Below are 17,347 nucleotides of genomic sequence, written 5' to 3' on the forward strand. Positions count from 1 at the left end.
CATCTTTTTATTTATAGATGGTTTGCCTTTTTTAATACGGATAATTTCTGATCTGTTTCCTTTATACTTTGGGCAATAACGTCCGCCATTTTCATAACGAGGCTTAATCTTGTATTTTGCAAGACAAAAAATTCCATGAAACCATTTAAATTTACGATACCATGTATGTGTAGCTCGCCAATTACAGGTAACTTTTTGTTCATTGCTGCACCAGGTTTACTAGGTCCTTCACCAACAGTTATGGAACCGATACTTTGTGATTTTCCAAGACAAGCATCAATGGCAATAATAAAAGAATCAGGAATTAAAGTTTGTATATTCTGAATTTTATCTTCGAGATTTAACGCATGGATTGGTTCATCAAGTGTGCCGAATACGTGGAAATTTTGAATGTTCATTTGTTCTAGTTTAGATCCGACTAGTGGGCCAAGGGCGTCACCGGTTGAACGATCTGTTCCTATGCAAATTAGGCTGAGGGGGGTATTTTGACTAATAGGTATATGTGAGAGAAGAAAATCACTAATTGTTGTACAAGCCTCTAAATCGTGATGCATAATATTTTGTGATTCTTTTTCAAAAAAAGGTAAGCGGAAATTCCCTATATTCATGAATCATCCATCCTTCTGATAAATTTTATGATTCACTGTAAAGTTTTATTGAAAAAAATGTAATATGGAAAATTATAAGTTCTTTATTTTTGCAAGCCGTTTATAAAACAGGAAATAATAGTACTAGTATATATATATTCATTACATTTTATACCTGAATCAAAGTGAACAAATGCAAATACAGCAATAAATTTTTTTTCAGAAATGGAGAAAACTTCTGATACAATAAAGAATGAATGAAAAAGAAATTTTTATCGGAGAGGTAGAAGTATATGGATGTATTAACACAAGGATTCGAAGCTACCAAGAGATATTTATTAGATTCAGATCGTTGGGCTTATGTCGGAATGGCAACATTAAAAATATTGATAATTTTAGTACTTGGTGCAGTAGTAGTACGTATTGCTAGAGCAATTGTAAGAAATGCATTCCGTATGGGAAGTCGTTCACCAATTCAAATCTCAGAGCGTCGTACAGTTACAGTAGCGAAATTGCTTGAAAACATTGTGGCATACGTTGTTATGTTCATAATGTTAATAGCGATTTTAGGCGTATTTAACATTAATGCATCAGGTTTACTAGCTGGGGCTGGGGTAATCGGTTTAGCAGTCGGTTTTGGTGCTCAAAGCTTAGTAAAAGATGTTATTACAGGATTGTTTATTTTATTAGAAGATCAGTTTTCGGTAGGTGACCATGTTCGTATCGGTCAATTTGAAGGTGTAGTTTTAGAAATTGGATTACGTACAACAAAGATAAAAAGCTGGACAGGGGAAATTCATATTTTGCCAAATGGTGGTATTACGCAAGTAACGAACTTTTCCATTAGTAATAGTGTAGCTTTTGTTGATATATCAATTTCCTATGAAGGTGATATAGCACGAGCAGAACAGGTAATTGAAGATTTATTAGAGGAATTACCTGAAAGATATGAAGAAATGGTAGCAAAACCAGAATTATTAGGAATTCAAACACTTGCTGCATCTGAAGTTGTACTACGTGTTGTCTCTGAAGTAGAACCAATGAAACATATGGCTATTGCTAGAGCCCTTCGTAAAGAGATTAAAAATCGTCTTGATTTACATGGTATTGAAATTCCATATCCACGTATGGTCTTATATAATCGGGAAGAAATGGTTAGTGAGAAAGCAAATTAGTTGTGAGAGGGGTTTAGAGAGTGGAGCAAAAGCAATATAACTTGTACGATGTTGTGGAAATGAAGAAGGCCCATCCATGTGGTGCAAATCGTTGGAAAATTATTCGTATGGGAATGGATATCCGCGTTAAGTGCGAGGGATGTGGCCATTCGGTAATGATTCCTCGAAGAGAGTTTGATCGCAAGGTGAAAAAAATTCTTGTAAAGCATGAAGAATAGAGAAGAAGTAACAGCTGCTCCAGGCAGCTGTTACTTTTTTGAACTTTTAGGGAACTTGTCATTTTATTCGTTACTATCTATAATGATGGAAGATTGAGACATAGGAGTGAAAAATATGGGATTAACGGCTGGGATTGTTGGTTTACCTAACGTAGGGAAATCAACATTATTTAATGCAATTACACAAGCGGGAGCAGAATCTGCAAACTATCCATTCTGTACAATTGATCCGAACGTAGGGATTGTAGAAGTACCAGATGAACGCTTAAATAAATTAACGGAACTAGTAGAACCGAAAAAAACTGTTCCAACTGTATTTGAATTTACTGATATCGCAGGTATCGTAAAAGGTGCAAGTAAAGGTGAAGGATTAGGAAACAAATTCTTATCTCATATTCGCCAAGTAGACGCAATTTGCCAAGTTGTTCGTTGTTTTGAGGATGAAAATATTACACACGTTTCAGGAAAAGTAGATCCAATTGATGATATTGAAACAATCAATTTAGAGCTAATTTTAGCAGATTTAGAATCTGTTGATAAACGTATTGAACGTGTAGCAAAATTAGCAAGACAAAAGGATAAAGAAGCAGTATATGAGCACGAAATTTTAGTTCGCTTAAAAGAAGCATTTGAAGCGGGAAAACCAGCTCGTACTGTTGAGTTTACAGAAGAACAAATGAAAATTGTTAAAGGTCTTCATTTGCTTACGACGAAAGAGATGCTTTATGTAGCAAACGTAAGTGAAGATGATATCATGGATCCATCTGAAAATGAATATGTGCAGATGGTAAAAGAATTTGCGGCAAATGAAAATTCACAAGTAATTGTTGTTTGTGCAAAAATTGAATCAGAAATTGCTGAGTTAGATGAGGAAGAGAAAAAAGTATTCCTTGAAGAGTTAGGTATTGAAGAATCAGGTTTAGATCAGCTGATTCGTGCTGCATACGATTTATTAGGCTTAGCTACTTATTTCACAGCTGGTGTACAAGAAGTACGTGCATGGACGTTTAAGAAAGGTATGAAGGCACCACAATGTGCTGGTGTTATCCATACAGACTTTGAACGTGGATTTATTCGTGCTGAAACAGTTTCATATGATGATTTAATGGAGAACGGTTCTATGACAGCAGCTAAAGAAGCTGGAAAAGTACGTTTAGAAGGAAAAGAGTATATCGTAAAAGATGGAGATGTTATGCACTTCCGCTTTAACGTGTAATTTTATATTTCCTAGGAAAAATAGGGATATAAACTTGGCAAATATATCATATGTTTGCCAAGTTTTTTATTTATTGGTTAGTTGATTCATCTAACTTACTATGATATAATCTAAACTCGTGAGTAATTACTATATAATTAATTGCTCCTTGCCCATTATGGGCCGTTTAGACCAAAAGGAGGTGAAAGTGTAATGAAAAAGTACGAAATCATGTACATCATCCGTCCAAACATGGAGGAAGAAGCTCAAAAAGCTTTAGTTGAGCGCTTCGCAGGCGTTTTAACTAACAATGGTGCAGAAATCATTAACACAAAAGAGTGGGGTAAGCGTCGTTTAGCTTACGAAATCAACGACTTACGTGACGGTTTCTACATGATCTTAAACGTAAATTCTGATGCAGAAGCTGTTAAAGAATTCGATCGTTTAGCTAAGATCAACGAAGATATCCTTCGTCACATCGTTGTTAAAGAAGAAGAAAAATAATTAAGATATATAGGGAGAGTGGTTCGATTGATGAATCGTGTTATCCTCGTTGGTCGTTTAACTAAGGACCCTGACTTACGTTACACGCCCAATGGTGTTGCGGTAGCTACTTTCACGTTAGCTGTAAATCGCGCATTTGCAAATCAACAAGGTGAGCGTGAAGCTGACTTTATTAATTGTGTAATATGGCGTAAACAAGCAGAAAACGTGGCGAATTATTTGAAAAAAGGTAGCTTAGCAGGCGTAGATGGACGTCTTCAAACTCGTAATTATGAGGGACAAGATGGTAAGCGTGTATATGTAACAGAGGTTCTTGCGGAGAGCGTACAATTTTTAGAGCCGCGTAATGGCGGTGGGGAGCAACGTGGTTCATTCAATCAGCAACCATCAGGAGCTGGTTACGGTAACCAAGGCTCTAACCCATTTGGTCAATCTGGTAATTCAGGTAACTCAGGTAACTCTGGATTTACGAAGAATGACGATCCATTTTCAAATGTAGGTCAACCGATTGATATTTCGGACGACGATTTACCATTCTAATGGTATAAATCGGTTATTTTTAACAAAGAATGGAGGGAAATAGACATGGCAGGACGCAAAGGTGGACGTGCGAAACGTCGTAAGGTGTGTTTCTTCACATCTAACGGCATCACTCGCATTGACTATAAAGATGTTGATTTATTAAAACGTTTCGTTTCTGAGCGTGGTAAAATTTTACCTCGTCGTGTAACAGGAACAAGCGCAAAATACCAACGCAAACTTACAGTTGCAATTAAACGTGCTCGTCAAATGGCACTTTTACCATATGTTGGTGAATAATAGCGTATGAAATGCACAGTAGAGTCGGACTCTACTGTGCATTTTGCTATGCTTTTCTTTTTGGAAATAGGAGGTAAAAGATGAAACGTACAAGGCTTATTACAGAAGGGGCAGTTTTGTTAGCTGTATATGCAGTTTTACTTTTAACGTTCTTGTATGTACCTGTTATAAGTATGGTTGCAATATTTGCACTTCCATTGCCTTTTCTATTGTTTATGGTAAGGTATCCGTTTTCTAGTACATGTATGCTGTTTGGAGCATCGATTCTTGTTACTATCATTATTAGTTCGCCACTTAGTCTTGTGAATACATTCATGTCAGGCATAATAGGCATCTCTTTAGGATATATGTATAAGAAGAAAAAAGGACCAGCAGAAATATTATTGGTAGGAACGCTTGTATATTTGCTTAATTTTGTACTAGTTTATGTAGCGAGTATACAATTTTTTAACATAGATTTTCTTAAGGAAATGCAAGATATGTTCAAACAAGGAATGGAACAAAGTGAAAAAATAATGAAGGCAGCAGGTGCGCCAATTAACCAAGAGCAAAAAGATTTATTAGGGCAATTTAGTGATATGCTTCGAATTCTTCTGCCAAGTTTGCTTGTAATGGTTTCTTTAATATATTCTTGGATTACAGTATTAATAGCGGGGAATGTTTTAAAGAGATTAAAGTATGCGATAGAGCCATGGCCTAAGTTTAGGGATATGCGATTGCCAAAAAGCATTGTCTGGTATTATGTAGTATTTATTTTACTTTCAACATTTATGAAGGTGGAATCAGATTCATATGTATATATGGCATTTTCTAATCTATATGCCATCTTTTCATTGCTGCTCCTATTCCAAGGTTTTTCATTTATAGCCTTCTTTGCGCATGTAAAAGGTTATGCAAAAGCGATCCCTATTCTCAGTTTTATCGTATGTATGATTATTCCAATGTTGTTTCCACTAGTAACAATCTTAGGTATAATTGATTTAGGCTTTTCGTTACGTTCTAAAATACAACCAAAATAAGCAAAGACGAGAGAAGGATATATGAGCTTATTATATGACGTAAGCTTGTAATGGAAGTTTAACTTTGGGGCGTTTAATCTGTTCAACTGACCATTGATGGAAATTGAATGATTTCCTATTTGTGTTAGTTTTACTTTATAGGAGTTGGGTACATGCCTGAATTTTATAAGAGACAGCGGTTTTTATATCCTGTTTATGTATTAGCTTTTTTTATGCTTGTGCTTATTACCATTCTCGGTTATTTGCACTGGATAATGGGAATGGCCGCTTTTTTTATTTTTTGTATTGTTCTCTTTTTTGTAATTCGATTTGAGTTAGCCTTTCAGAGGAATTTTGAAAAGTATACAACGGATATGATTACAAGAGTAAAGAAAGTAAGTAATGAAGCGTTTAATCAAATGCCAATTGGTATTTTGTTATACAATAAGGATTATGGAATTGATTGGGCAAATCCTTATTTGTCCTCTTGTTTGGGGCAACACTCTTTAGCAGGATGGCATTTGTATGATGTATCAGAAACATTACTCCTCTTTATTAAAGGAGAAACTGCGGATGATATTGTATCTTTAAATAATCGTAAGTTTCGTGTGTTTGTAAGGAAAGAAGAAAAGCTGATTTATTTCTTCGATGTAACAGAGCAAACAGAAATTGAAAAAATGTATGAGGATCAGCGTACAGTTCTCGCGATTATTTATTTGGACAACTATGATGAAGTTACACAAGGTTTGGATGACCAATTGCGTACGAACATCACGAGTCTTGTGACATCACGTCTAAATGAGTGGGCTATCAAATACGGTGCATATTTAAAACGAGCTTCTTCAGAGAGATTCTTTGTTGTGTTAAATGAAAGTATTCTGGCACAAATGGAGAAAGGAAAGTTTGATATTTTAGATCAAGTGCGTGAAGAAACATCAAAACGAAATATTCCACTTACATTAAGTATTGGTGTAGGATCAGGCGACTTATCTTTATCAGAGCTTGGTGCGATGGCACAATCGGGTTTAGATCTTGCTTTAGGGCGAGGTGGAGATCAAGTTGCGATTAAACAAGCGACAGGTAAAGTGAAATTTTATGGTGGCAAGACAAATCCAGTGGAAAAACGCACGCGTGTACGTGCACGGGTTATCTCTCATGCATTGAAAGATTTAGTATTAGAGAGCAGTAATGTTATTATAATGGGTCATAGAGCTCCTGATATGGATGCAATTGGGGCGGCCATTGGAATTTTAAAAGTAGCACAGTTGAATGAGCGTGAAGGGTACATTGTACTAGACGAGAATGACTCTGATAAAGGTATTAAACGTTTAATGGATAAGGTAAAGCAAAATGAGAATTTATGGTCTCGTTTTATTACACCACAGCAGGCTATGGAGTTTGCAACAGACGATTCATTGCTTGTCGTTGTTGATACGCACAAACCATCAATGGTGATGGAGGAAAAGCTTTTGCATAAGATTGAAAATGTAGTTGTGATTGACCATCATCGCCGTGGTGAGGAATTTGTTGAGGATCCTCTTCTTGTGTACATGGAGCCATATGCGTCTTCGACAGCTGAACTTGTGACGGAACTTCTTGAATATCAGCCGAAGCGTTTGAAAATGACAATGTTAGAAGCTACAGCATTACTTGCAGGGATTATAGTGGATACGAAAAGCTTTACATTCCGGACAGGTGCCCGTACATTTGATGCAGCTTCGTATCTACGCTCGCATGGAGCGGATACAGTACTTGTACAAGAATTGTTAAAAGAAGATATGGAGCAGTATTTAAGAGTTGCAAAAACAATTCAAAATGCTTACATTTATAAAAATGGAATTGCAATTGCGAAAGTAGACGGCGATGAATATTATGATCAAGTATTAATCGCACAATCAGCTGATACGTTGCTGACAATGACAGGAGTAATCGCATCTTTTGTCATTGCGAAACGTGGGGAAAGCTTCATTGGAATTAGTGGGCGTTCTTTAGGCGAAGTAAACGTGCAACTAATTATGGAAAATCTAGGTGGCGGCGGACATTTAACGAATGCAGCTACACAAATGAAAAATGTAACAGTAGATGAAGCTCAAGATAAACTTCAATTTGTTATTGATGACTATTTACAGGGAGGCACACAATCATGAAGGTAATTTTTCTAAAAGACGTAAAAGGTAAAGGGAAAAAAGGAGAAATAAAGAACGTACCAGATGGTTATGCAAATAACTTCTTACTAAAACAAGGATTAGCTGCGGAAGCAACAAATAGCAGCATGAAAACGTTAGAAGCACAAAAACGTAAAGAAGAAAAAGATGCAGCGGCTGAACTTGAGAATGCGAAAGAGTTAAAAGAAACTCTAGAGAAATTAACTGTAGAATTAAAAGCAAAGTCTGGTGAAGGTGGTCGTTTATTTGGTTCTATTACAAGTAAACAAATTGTAGATGCGATGCAAAAAGCACATAATATTAAGCTTGATAAACGTAAGTTTGAAATGGACGATGCAATTCGTGCATTAGGATATACAAACGTAACTGTGAAATTACATCCACAAGTAACAGCGACAGTAAAAGTTCATGTTAGTGAACAATAAAAATAAGTTAGGCAAGGAGGATTGCGCATGAGTGACGTACTTGCTGATCGTACCCCTCCGCATAATATAGAGGCTGAGCAAGCGGTTTTAGGTGCGATATTTCTTGATCAAGATGCATTAACTTCAGCTTCAGAACTGCTAATGCCGGAATCTTTCTATCGAACAGCACACCAAAAGATTTTTGAAGTTATGCTTAAACTATCTGATAAAGGAGAACCTATTGATTTAGTTACCGCAACAGCAGCGCTTGCTGATCAAGGGTTGTTAGAAGAAGTTGGTGGTGTTTCTTATTTAGCTGAATTAGCGGAGGCTGTTCCGACAGCGGCCAACGTAGAATATTATGCACGCATTATTGCTGAAAAATCACTTTTGCGTCGTTTGATTCGAACGGCAACTCATATTGTTTCAGATGGATATGAGAGAGAAGATGATGTGGAAGGTCTTTTAAATGAGGCGGAGAAAAAAATATTAGAAGTATCACATCAGACAAATGCAAAGGCATTCCAAAATATTAAGGATGTTCTTGTAGATGCTTATGATAAAATTGAACTTTTGCATAATCAAAAAGGTGAAGTTACAGGAATACCAACTGGATTTACTGAATTAGATAAGATGACAGCGGGATTTCAACGTAACGATTTAATCATTGTGGCAGCTCGTCCTTCAGTGGGAAAAACGGCATTTTCACTGAATATCGCGCAGAATGTGGCAACTAAAACAGATGAAAATGTAGCGATTTTTAGTTTAGAGATGGGTGCTGATCAGCTTGTTATGCGTATGCTTTGTGCAGAAGGAAATATTGATGCACAAAGGCTTCGTACTGGCTCGTTAACTTCAGATGATTGGGCAAAGCTGACAATGGCAATGGGAAGTCTTTCGAATGCTGGAATATATATTGATGATACGCCAGGAATTCGAGTTAGTGAAATTCGTGCGAAATGCCGCAGATTAAAGCAAGAACAGGGACTTGGAATGATTTTAATCGATTACTTACAGCTTATTCAAGGTAGTGGGAAATCTGGTGAAAACCGTCAGCAGGAAGTATCTGAAATTTCCCGTACATTAAAAGGAATTGCGCGTGAGCTACAAGTTCCTGTTATTGCCTTATCTCAGCTCTCTCGTGGTGTTGAATCTCGTCAAGATAAACGTCCGATGATGTCTGATATTCGTGAATCAGGAAGTATTGAGCAGGATGCCGATATTGTGGCATTCTTGTATCGTGAGGATTACTATGATCGCGAAACCGAAAATAAAAACACGATTGAAATTATTATTGCCAAGCAACGTAATGGTCCAGTAGGTTCTGTAGAGCTCGCATTCGTGAAGGAATTTAACAAATTCGTAAACTTAGAGCGACGTTTTGACGATGGACATGCGCCACCGGCATAGTAGAAGTATAAAAAAGGAACACATTTCTTATAATAAGATGTGTTTCTTTTTTTTATGAATAAAAAATAGAGCTTTCATCGTGTGAATAAAGAATTCTTACGAACGAAATTGATAAAAGATAAAAAAATGTTCGTTTTTAAATTGACTTCTCTTTTCATTTTGGTACAATTATATTGTTTGAAAAGTTCGTTTGAAAATTGCGGAGGTGCTTGAATAATGTCTTCAGTAGTAGTTGTAGGAACACAGTGGGGCGATGAAGGAAAAGGTAAAATTACTGATTTCCTTTCTGAACATGCGGAAGTAGTTGCAAGATATCAAGGTGGAAACAACGCAGGACATACAATTGTTTTTGGCGGTGTTAAGTATAAACTACACTTAATTCCATCTGGTATTTTCTATAAAGAAAAAATTTGTGTTATCGGAAACGGTATGGTAGTAGATCCAAAAGCATTACTTGTAGAATTAAAATACTTACACGATCGTGGTGTAAGCACTGATAATTTACGTATTAGTAACCGTGCGCACGTTATTTTACCTTATCACTTAAAACAAGATGAGTTAGAAGAAGAGCGTAAAGGTGATAACAAGATCGGTACAACGAAAAAAGGTATTGGTCCAGCATACATGGATAAAGCTGCTCGCGTTGGTATTCGTATGGCTGATCTTTTAGATCGTGAAGCATTTAAAGAAAAGCTTGAACGTAATTTAGCAGAAAAAAATCGTCTGTTTGAAAAAATGTATGATGCAGAAGGATTTAATGCAGATGAAATCTTTGAAGAGTACTTTGAATATGGTCAAAGAATCGCGCAATACGTATGCGATACATCTGTTGTATTAAATGATGCGTTAGATGAAGGACGCCGCGTATTATTTGAAGGTGCACAAGGCGTAATGCTTGATATTGATCAAGGTACGTATCCATTCGTTACATCTTCTAACCCAGTTGCTGGTGGTGTAACAATCGGTTCTGGAGTTGGTCCTTCTAAAATCAATCGTGTAGTAGGCGTATGTAAAGCATATACAAGCCGTGTTGGTGACGGTCCATTCCCTACTGAACTTAATGATGAAATTGGCCATCAAATTCGTGAAGTTGGTCGTGAATATGGTACAACAACAGGTCGTCCACGTCGCGTAGGTTGGTTTGACAGCGTTGTTGTAAGACATGCACGCCGTGTGAGTGGTTTAACAGATTTATCTTTAAACTCTATCGACGTATTAACAGGTATTCCAACTGTGAAAATCTGTATTGCATATAAGTATAATGGAGAAGTTCTGGATGAAGTTCCAGCAAACTTAAACATTTTAGCAAAATGTGAGCCTGTATATGAAGAGCTTCCAGGTTGGACAGAAGATATTACTGGTGTAAAATCATTAGAGGAGCTTCCTGAAAATGCAAGACATTATGTAGAGCGTGTGTCTCAATTAACAGGTATCCAATTATCTATGTTCTCTGTTGGTCCAGATCGTAATCAAACAAACATCGTTCGTAACGTATACGGTGTTTAATTGATATAAAATTGGTTTATTTAAGAAAAAACTCATGTAAACATGAGTTTTTTCTTATCTTATATAAAAAAATATAAAAAAGGTATTGCAAAAACAAAAGTTATTATGTTATGATAACTCTTGTCGTCACGAAAATATGACGTTGGTGAGTATGAGCCATTAGCTCAGTTGGTAGAGCATCTGACTTTTAATCAGAGGGTCGAAGGTTCGAGTCCTTCATGGCTCACCATTTTATTTTTCGTGGCCCGTTGGTCAAGTGGTTAAGACACCGCCCTTTCACGGCGGTAACACGGGTTCGAATCCCGTACGGGTCATATCTTTTATATATGTTTTGTGGTCCCGTGGTGTAGTGGTTAACATGCCTGCCTGTCACGCAGGAGATCGCCGGTTCGACCCCGGTCGGGACCGCCACTTTTGTTTATACCACCATTAGTGGTTTTATATATATATGTTTTGGCTCGGTAGCTCAGTCGGTAGAGCAGAGGACTGAAAATCCTCGTGTCGGCGGTTCGATTCCGTCCCGAGCCACTCTCAGGATATTAAGTGGGCCCACTTAATATCCTTTTTATATTCTTCAATTTTACAAATGAGAGTAGTTATTTTACAATAGAATGAGGAGCCTCTAGCAGTTGAAGCTAGGGGTTTTTCTGTAGATTGTATAGTGTTCCACTTTTATGTGGATCATACGTGATTCTATGAGAATAGAGGAGAAAATACTCAAACAAAGGCTACGAATGTTTGATTATACGCTATACAGATAGCTGTGCATGTTTGAGGATGATTGACCATATTTTTATTAGGAGGAAACAAACAATGATGGGAAAGAAAATCTTAGTCGTTGATGATGAGAAACCGATTGCAGATATTTTAAAATTTAACTTAGAAAAAGAGGGCTTTGAAATTGTGATGGCGCACGATGGTGACGAAGCTATTGAAAAGGCAAATGAGGAACAACCAGATATGGTTTTATTGGATATTATGTTACCAGGGAAAGATGGGTTAGAGGTTTGTCGTGAAATACGAAAAAGCTCTGAAATGCCAATTATTATGCTAACTGCAAAAGATTCTGAAATCGATAAAGTATTGGGATTAGAGCTTGGAGCAGATGATTATGTAACAAAACCATTTAGTACGCGTGAATTATTAGCACGTGTAAAAGCAAACTTGCGTCGTCATCAACAAGGTGGCTCAGCTGAAAAAGAAGAAAATACAGAAATGGTTATTGGACCAATTGTGATTAATCCAAATGCGTACAGTGTAACGAAAAGAGAAGAAAGCATTGAACTTACACATCGTGAATTTGAATTACTTCATTATTTGGCGAAGCATTTAGGACAAGTTATGACGCGTGAGCATTTATTACAAACGGTTTGGGGCTACGATTATTTTGGAGATGTACGTACAGTAGATGTAACAGTACGCCGTTTACGTGAAAAAATTGAAGATAACCCAAGTCACCCAACTTTAATTGTAACAAGACGCGGGGTAGGGTATTACTTGCGTGATCCAGAGCAGGAATAGTATATGAAGAAAGTTGGTTTTTTTCAATCGATTCATTTAAAGTTTGTGCTCATCTATATGCTATTAATTTTGATAGCAATGCAGGTTATTGGTGTATATTTTGTTCGTGAACTGGAGAAAAGTCTCGTACAAAGTTTTAAGGATTCATTAACACAACAAACGAATTTACTGTCTTATAATTTGAAGCAAGAGTTTGCAAAAGAGCGTGAAAAAACAGATCCCCCTTTAGAAGATGCACTTAAAACATCAATTACTGACTTTGCATCAGACCGGAAAAAGGATATTCAAGAAGTACGTGTGATTGACCCAAACAGGCGTCTATTAGCAATATCTAATTCATCTAAGCAAGGTATGGTAGGGAAAACAATAACAGACATAACAGTGCAAAGGGCTATTGTACAAAAAAAGGCTGAAGGAAAGATTGAGAAAGATGGAAAAACCGGTCATCGTGTTCAAGTTATGGCTACCCCAATTGAAGGAGAAAAGGGGAAAATAATTGGTGTCATTCACATCGTTGCTTCGATGGAAGATGTTTATAAGCAGATGAAGGATATCAATCAAATTTTTGCAACGGGGACAGTGATTGCTTTATTAGTAACAGCAGTTCTAGGGATTTTATTAGCTCAAACAATTACAAGACCAATTTCAGATATGCGAAGGCAAGCAATTGAAATGGCAAAGGGAAATTACTCCCGTAAGGTAAAAGTACACAGTCATGATGAAATTGGTCAATTAGCACTAGCGTTTAATAATTTATCAAAAAAATTACAACAAGCGCGTTCTTCGACTGAAAGTGAAAGACGTAAGCTTTCGTCTGTTTTATCTCATATGACAGATGGTGTAATTGCTACTGATCGAAAAGGGGACATTATTTTATTAAATGATCCGGCAGAAAAGATGTTAAACGTTTCACGTGAAACGGCATTAGATCAGTCTGTTTTAGAAGTGCTAGGCATTCAAGAGGAATTTACACTCGATCACCTATATGAAGAACCAGATTCTGTTTTATTAGATTTCAGTACGCGAAATGAACCGTATATCTTAAGAGCTAGTTTTTCTGTTATTCAAAAAGAAACAGGTAAAGCAAATGGTTTAATCGCTGTGTTGTATGATGTAACAGAACAAGAGCGAATTGACCGTGAGCGCCGTGAGTTTGTAGCAAATGTATCACATGAACTACGGACGCCGTTAACAACGATGCGTAGTTATTTAGAGGCACTTAGTGATGGTGCATGGCAAGATCCGAATATTGCACCGCAATTTTTAACAGTTACACAAGAAGAAACGGAAAGAATGATTCGACTTGTGAATGCCTTGTTACAATTATCTAAATTAGATAGTACAGAACATCGTTTAATGAAAGAATGGGTAGATTTTACAGATTTCTTTAACAATGTTATCGATCGTTTTGAAATGTCGAAGGAACAAAATGTAATTTTCAAGCGTTCATTCTCTAAGAAATCTCGATTCATTGATATGGATGCTGATAAAATTACACAGGTTTTATACAATATCATTTCAAATGCGTTAAAGTACTCTCCTGAAGGTGGAACAGTAACATATCGCCTGCGCGATCGAGAGGATATGTTAGAAATTAGTGTGAGTGACCAGGGAATGGGTATTCCAAAAGAAAATGTAGAGAAGATTTTCGAACGTTTTTATCGTGTAGATAAGGCGCGTTCAAGACAGATGGGTGGAACAGGCTTAGGTTTAGCCATTGCTAAGGAAATGATTGAGGCGCATGGTGGATCTATTTGGGCAAAAAGTGAGGAAGGAAAAGGGACAACCATTTATTTCGTCCTTCCAATGGCGAAGGAAGAAGAGGACGATTGGGAATGAATATGGAAAACTTTAAAACCATTGTTCTCATTAACTTAGTTGTCATTAGTCTGTTTCTTACTTTCAATTTATGGACTTATGTACCTGATTCTAATTCATTGCAGAGCACAAAATTTGTTCAAGGTAACGCAACAGCACTGAAACAAGATGTTTCAAATGTAATTGTCCCATCTTCTATGATTGTTCATAAGGATAACAATCATTTTGTAAGTGAAAAGAAAAATAATATTAATTTATTATATACTTTTATTCAAACAGGGGAATTGCACGATTTTAAGGATATTACAAACTCCATATCTAAAGGTGATTTCCTCTCTTATGTGCACGGGGAAGGCAAGATTGAAATTGTCTTTCCGACAGAGGTTCCATTTGATGCAATTAGGAGCGTATTAACAATTAAAGATAAGAAATTGGATATGTTTAATTTTGATCGTATTGTTGTTGATCCTTCTAAAAGTCGTGATCAAAATATTGATGTGAATTTCGTTTCTTATAGTACTCGTAAAGTGTATAAAATGACATTAACAGGTGTGAATCTAAGGGACATTATAAATGCGCAAAATCAATTTTTAGCTTTAGCAAGACCGTATTTTGCGTATGAAATAAATGATACGAAAAAAATATTTTTACCAGATGGTTCAACAGAAATGCAAAATTCAATGTATTTTGCGCAAGTCATGGAAGTGGAATCATTTAAAAATGCACTATTTAGTGACCCGCGCTATGTGCAACCTTTTTCTAACGAAATAGAGGATACATATACAGATGGCATTCGTCTTATGCGAATAAACAAACAGAATCGAATGTTAGAGTATACAAATTCATCTGTAGCTAGTGGTGCACCTATGAATGGGACCTCTCTTATGCAGCGGAGTTTTGAATTTGTTAATAGTCATAGTGGATTAACTGATGCTTATCGATTTGACTATATAAATTCTAAAGGGACTAAAGGGACAACCAAATTCCGTTTGTATGAAGAAGATTTGCCAGTATTTAACCGAGAAGGAATGACCGAATTAAGGCAAGTATGGGGATCAGAAGAATTAATTAGTTATAGACGCCCATTATTTAAATGGATGCCATATTATAAAGGTGGAGAAACAACGCTTCCAACTGGTCGGACGGTTATCCAATCCCTAGAAAAAAATTCGAAGATAGCTAAAAATTTGATTCAAAACATTGGAATAGGTTATAAATTAGTACCGGAAGTTGAGCAAAACGGACAAATTACAAATATAAAGTTAAAGCCAATTTGGTACGTAATTTATGGTGAAGATCATCACGCATATGAGTGGAGTGAAGAGAAGGAGGGAGAGCTAATTGGACTGGAATCGGATTAAAACAATATTTATTGTTACCTTTTTTATTTTAGACCTCTTTCTCGTTTTTCAATTCATTCAAAAACAAGATAGTAACCAATTAGAGCTCATGGCAGAAACAAAGGTTGATCAGCAGTTAAAAGATGATAAAATTACCATTGGTGATTTACCAAAAGAACCAAAGAAAGATTCCTTTATTACAGCGAAAAATAAGGAATTTAAAGAAGAAGATATACGTTCTTTAAAAAATCAAACAGTTACTTTACGAGATTTAAACACAATTGAAAGTAAATTAAAGGAACCATTGTTAAATGCAAAAACACTTTCTAAAGATAAATATAGTGAGTTCTTGAAAAACTATGTGCTAGATGGTCAGAAATATGAGTTTGGTAAAGCAGAAGCAACGAAAATCTATTTCTTTCAAAAGTATAAAGATAAACCTATCTTTTATAATGATCATGGGATGATTGTTGTGGATGTAAATGAGAAAGGTGAATTTATTTCGTATACACAAACAATGTTAACCGATTTAAAAGAGATGGGTGAGAATGAAAAAGCAAAAGAGCAAGAGATTATTACCGCTCAAACAGCTTTAGAAAATTTATACTTTAAGACTGGAATAAAACAAAATACACATTTTAAAGAAGCACAGATTGGATATGCAACTCTTGTAGCATCTTCTGCTTCTAATATACAAGTGCTTGCTCCGACATGGAATTTAAAAACAGATCGAAAAGTAGATTATTTTGTGAATGCCATTGAGGGACAAGTTATTAAGTTAGGGAAAGAAAAGGAAAATGAAAAAGAAAAAATAATGGAGTGAGCAGAAATGGGTTTGCATTTTAGTGTACTTGCAAGCGGCAGTACAGGAAATGCGCTATATGTAGGGACCGAGAAACAAAAATTGCTCATTGATGCAGGCTTGAGTGGAAAAGCGACAGAAGCCCTATTTCAGCAAGCTGAATTGAATATCCAAGATATATCAGGTATTCTTGTCACACATGAGCATAGTGATCATATTAAAGGTCTCGGCGTTTTAGCACGTAAATATCAGTTACCTGTGTATGCAAATGAAAAAACGTGGAGCGCTATGGAACATTTAATTGGTAACATTCCAACTGATCAAAAATTTGTTTTCTCAATTGGTGATGTGAAAACATTTGGAGATATTGAAGTGGAATCATTTGGCGTTTCTCATGATGCGGCAGAGCCAATGTTTTATGCATTTCATCATAATGGTAGAAAATTGGCCCTTATTACAGATACAGGTTATGTAAGTGATCGTATGAAAGGTATCATTAAAGGAGCAAACGCATTTGTGTTTGAAAGTAATCACGATGTTGAAATGCTTCGTATGGGACGTTATCCATGGAGTATAAAACGACGCATTTTAAGCGATGTGGGTCATGTTTCTAATGAAGATGCAGCACTTGCAATGGCTGATGTTATTACAGATGAGACGAAACACATTTATTTAGCGCATTTGAGCTTAGATAATAATATGAAAGAACTAGCACATATGTCTGTTGCACAGGTGCTAGAGGAAAAAGGTTTTGCAGTTGGAGAAGCGTTTGAGGTACATGATACGGATCCAAAGGCACCAACGAAAATTCAATACGTATAATTCTTGATTTTAGTAAACAATAAAGGGGAATATAGTTGTTTTCGGGAGGATTGGTGAACAAGT

At 36.3% G+C, this 17,347-nt stretch carries 17 protein-coding genes and 4 tRNA genes; 20 read left to right on the forward strand and 1 reads right to left on the reverse strand.

The annotated features are described in order from the left end of the window. Positions 1–11: 11 nt before the first annotated feature. Positions 12–608 carry a spore protease YyaC gene (gene yyaC, locus MHH71_RS16065; RefSeq protein WP_006096784.1) on the reverse strand — a complete coding sequence of 199 codons (597 nt, stop codon included), beginning with the start codon at positions 606–608 and terminating at the stop codon, positions 12–14. 272 nt (positions 609–880) lie between these two features. On the opposite strand from yyaC, the gene MHH71_RS16070 reads away from it, so the two are divergent. The 20 genes from MHH71_RS16070 to MHH71_RS16165 all read left to right on the forward strand — a co-directional run bounded on the left by MHH71_RS16070 (position 881) and on the right by MHH71_RS16165 (position 17,284). Then, positions 881–1,762: a mechanosensitive ion channel family protein gene (locus MHH71_RS16070; RefSeq protein WP_003202583.1), complete on the forward strand. Its 882-nt coding sequence runs from the start codon at positions 881–883 to the stop codon at positions 1,760–1,762. A 20-nt stretch (positions 1,763–1,782) separates the two neighbouring features. Then, complete coding sequence (locus MHH71_RS16075) at positions 1,783–1,980, forward strand: DUF951 domain-containing protein (RefSeq protein WP_003202584.1); 198 nt, start codon at positions 1,783–1,785, stop codon at positions 1,978–1,980. A gap of 115 nt (positions 1,981–2,095) precedes the next feature. Beyond that, positions 2,096–3,196: a redox-regulated ATPase YchF gene (gene ychF / locus MHH71_RS16080; RefSeq protein WP_006096782.1), complete on the forward strand. Its 1,101-nt coding sequence runs from the start codon at positions 2,096–2,098 to the stop codon at positions 3,194–3,196. A gap of 192 nt (positions 3,197–3,388) precedes the next feature. Next, positions 3,389–3,679, forward strand: coding sequence for a 30S ribosomal protein S6 (gene rpsF, locus MHH71_RS16085; RefSeq protein ID WP_003209337.1), 291 nt, complete (start codon positions 3,389–3,391; stop codon positions 3,677–3,679). Between the two features lie 27 nt (positions 3,680–3,706). Beyond that, positions 3,707–4,219, forward strand: a complete 513-nt coding sequence (gene ssb / locus MHH71_RS16090; protein ID WP_016112819.1) for a single-stranded DNA-binding protein — start codon at positions 3,707–3,709, stop codon at positions 4,217–4,219. A 45-nt stretch (positions 4,220–4,264) separates the two neighbouring features. Beyond that, the gene (rpsR, locus tag MHH71_RS16095; RefSeq protein WP_000918874.1) at positions 4,265–4,498 is read left to right on the forward strand and encodes a 30S ribosomal protein S18; all 234 of its coding nucleotides are present in this window, start codon (positions 4,265–4,267) and stop codon (positions 4,496–4,498) included. An 80-nt stretch (positions 4,499–4,578) separates the two neighbouring features. Beyond that, positions 4,579–5,517 (forward strand): YybS family protein, encoded by a 939-nt coding sequence (locus MHH71_RS16100; protein WP_003202592.1) that lies wholly within the window; start codon positions 4,579–4,581, stop codon positions 5,515–5,517. A gap of 152 nt (positions 5,518–5,669) precedes the next feature. Next, positions 5,670–7,643 (forward strand): DHH family phosphoesterase, encoded by a 1,974-nt coding sequence (locus MHH71_RS16105; RefSeq protein ID WP_006096772.1) that lies wholly within the window; start codon positions 5,670–5,672, stop codon positions 7,641–7,643. After that, a complete protein-coding gene (rplI, locus tag MHH71_RS16110; protein ID WP_018764827.1) occupies positions 7,640–8,086 on the forward strand; it encodes a 50S ribosomal protein L9 in 447 nt (148 codons plus the stop codon). Before MHH71_RS16105 ends, rplI begins: the two co-directional genes overlap by 4 nt. Before the next feature lie 27 nt (positions 8,087–8,113). Beyond that, positions 8,114–9,475 carry a replicative DNA helicase gene (dnaB, locus tag MHH71_RS16115; RefSeq protein WP_006096771.1) on the forward strand — a complete coding sequence of 454 codons (1,362 nt, stop codon included), beginning with the start codon at positions 8,114–8,116 and terminating at the stop codon, positions 9,473–9,475. Positions 9,476–9,691: 216 nt separating this feature from the next. Next, positions 9,692–10,981 (forward strand): adenylosuccinate synthase, encoded by a 1,290-nt coding sequence (locus tag MHH71_RS16120; RefSeq protein ID WP_006096770.1) that lies wholly within the window; start codon positions 9,692–9,694, stop codon positions 10,979–10,981. A gap of 153 nt (positions 10,982–11,134) precedes the next feature. Beyond that, positions 11,135–11,210 (forward strand) — tRNA-Lys (locus MHH71_RS16125). Positions 11,211–11,223: 13 nt separating this feature from the next. Beyond that, positions 11,224–11,295 (forward strand) — tRNA-Glu (locus MHH71_RS16130). Between the two features lie 21 nt (positions 11,296–11,316). Next, positions 11,317–11,392: transfer RNA gene (locus tag MHH71_RS16135), tRNA-Asp, on the forward strand. Positions 11,393–11,436: 44 nt separating this feature from the next. After that, positions 11,437–11,509, forward strand: a tRNA-Phe gene (locus MHH71_RS16140). 285 nt (positions 11,510–11,794) lie between these two features. Further along, positions 11,795–12,502, forward strand: a complete 708-nt coding sequence (gene walR, locus MHH71_RS16145) for a cell wall metabolism DNA-binding response regulator WalR (protein ID WP_000971870.1) — start codon at positions 11,795–11,797, stop codon at positions 12,500–12,502. Between the two features lie 3 nt (positions 12,503–12,505). After that, a complete protein-coding gene (gene walK / locus MHH71_RS16150; protein WP_006096768.1) occupies positions 12,506–14,341 on the forward strand; it encodes a cell wall metabolism sensor histidine kinase WalK in 1,836 nt (611 codons plus the stop codon). Beyond that, positions 14,338–15,681 (forward strand): YycH family regulatory protein, encoded by a 1,344-nt coding sequence (locus MHH71_RS16155; RefSeq protein WP_033799288.1) that lies wholly within the window; start codon positions 14,338–14,340, stop codon positions 15,679–15,681. Before walK ends, MHH71_RS16155 begins: the two co-directional genes overlap by 4 nt. After that, a complete protein-coding gene (locus MHH71_RS16160) occupies positions 15,662–16,483 on the forward strand; it encodes a two-component system regulatory protein YycI (protein WP_033799287.1) in 822 nt (273 codons plus the stop codon). The genes MHH71_RS16155 and MHH71_RS16160 overlap by 20 nt, the downstream gene beginning before the upstream one ends. A gap of 6 nt (positions 16,484–16,489) precedes the next feature. Then, positions 16,490–17,284: an MBL fold metallo-hydrolase gene (locus MHH71_RS16165; protein WP_006096765.1), complete on the forward strand. Its 795-nt coding sequence runs from the start codon at positions 16,490–16,492 to the stop codon at positions 17,282–17,284. Positions 17,285–17,347: the final 63 nt, after the last annotated feature.

Origin of the sequence: Bacillus sp. FSL H8-0534, assembly GCF_038005885.1 — a bacterium.
GTDB classification, from domain to species: domain Bacteria; phylum Bacillota; class Bacilli; order Bacillales; family Bacillaceae_G; genus Bacillus_A; species Bacillus_A pseudomycoides.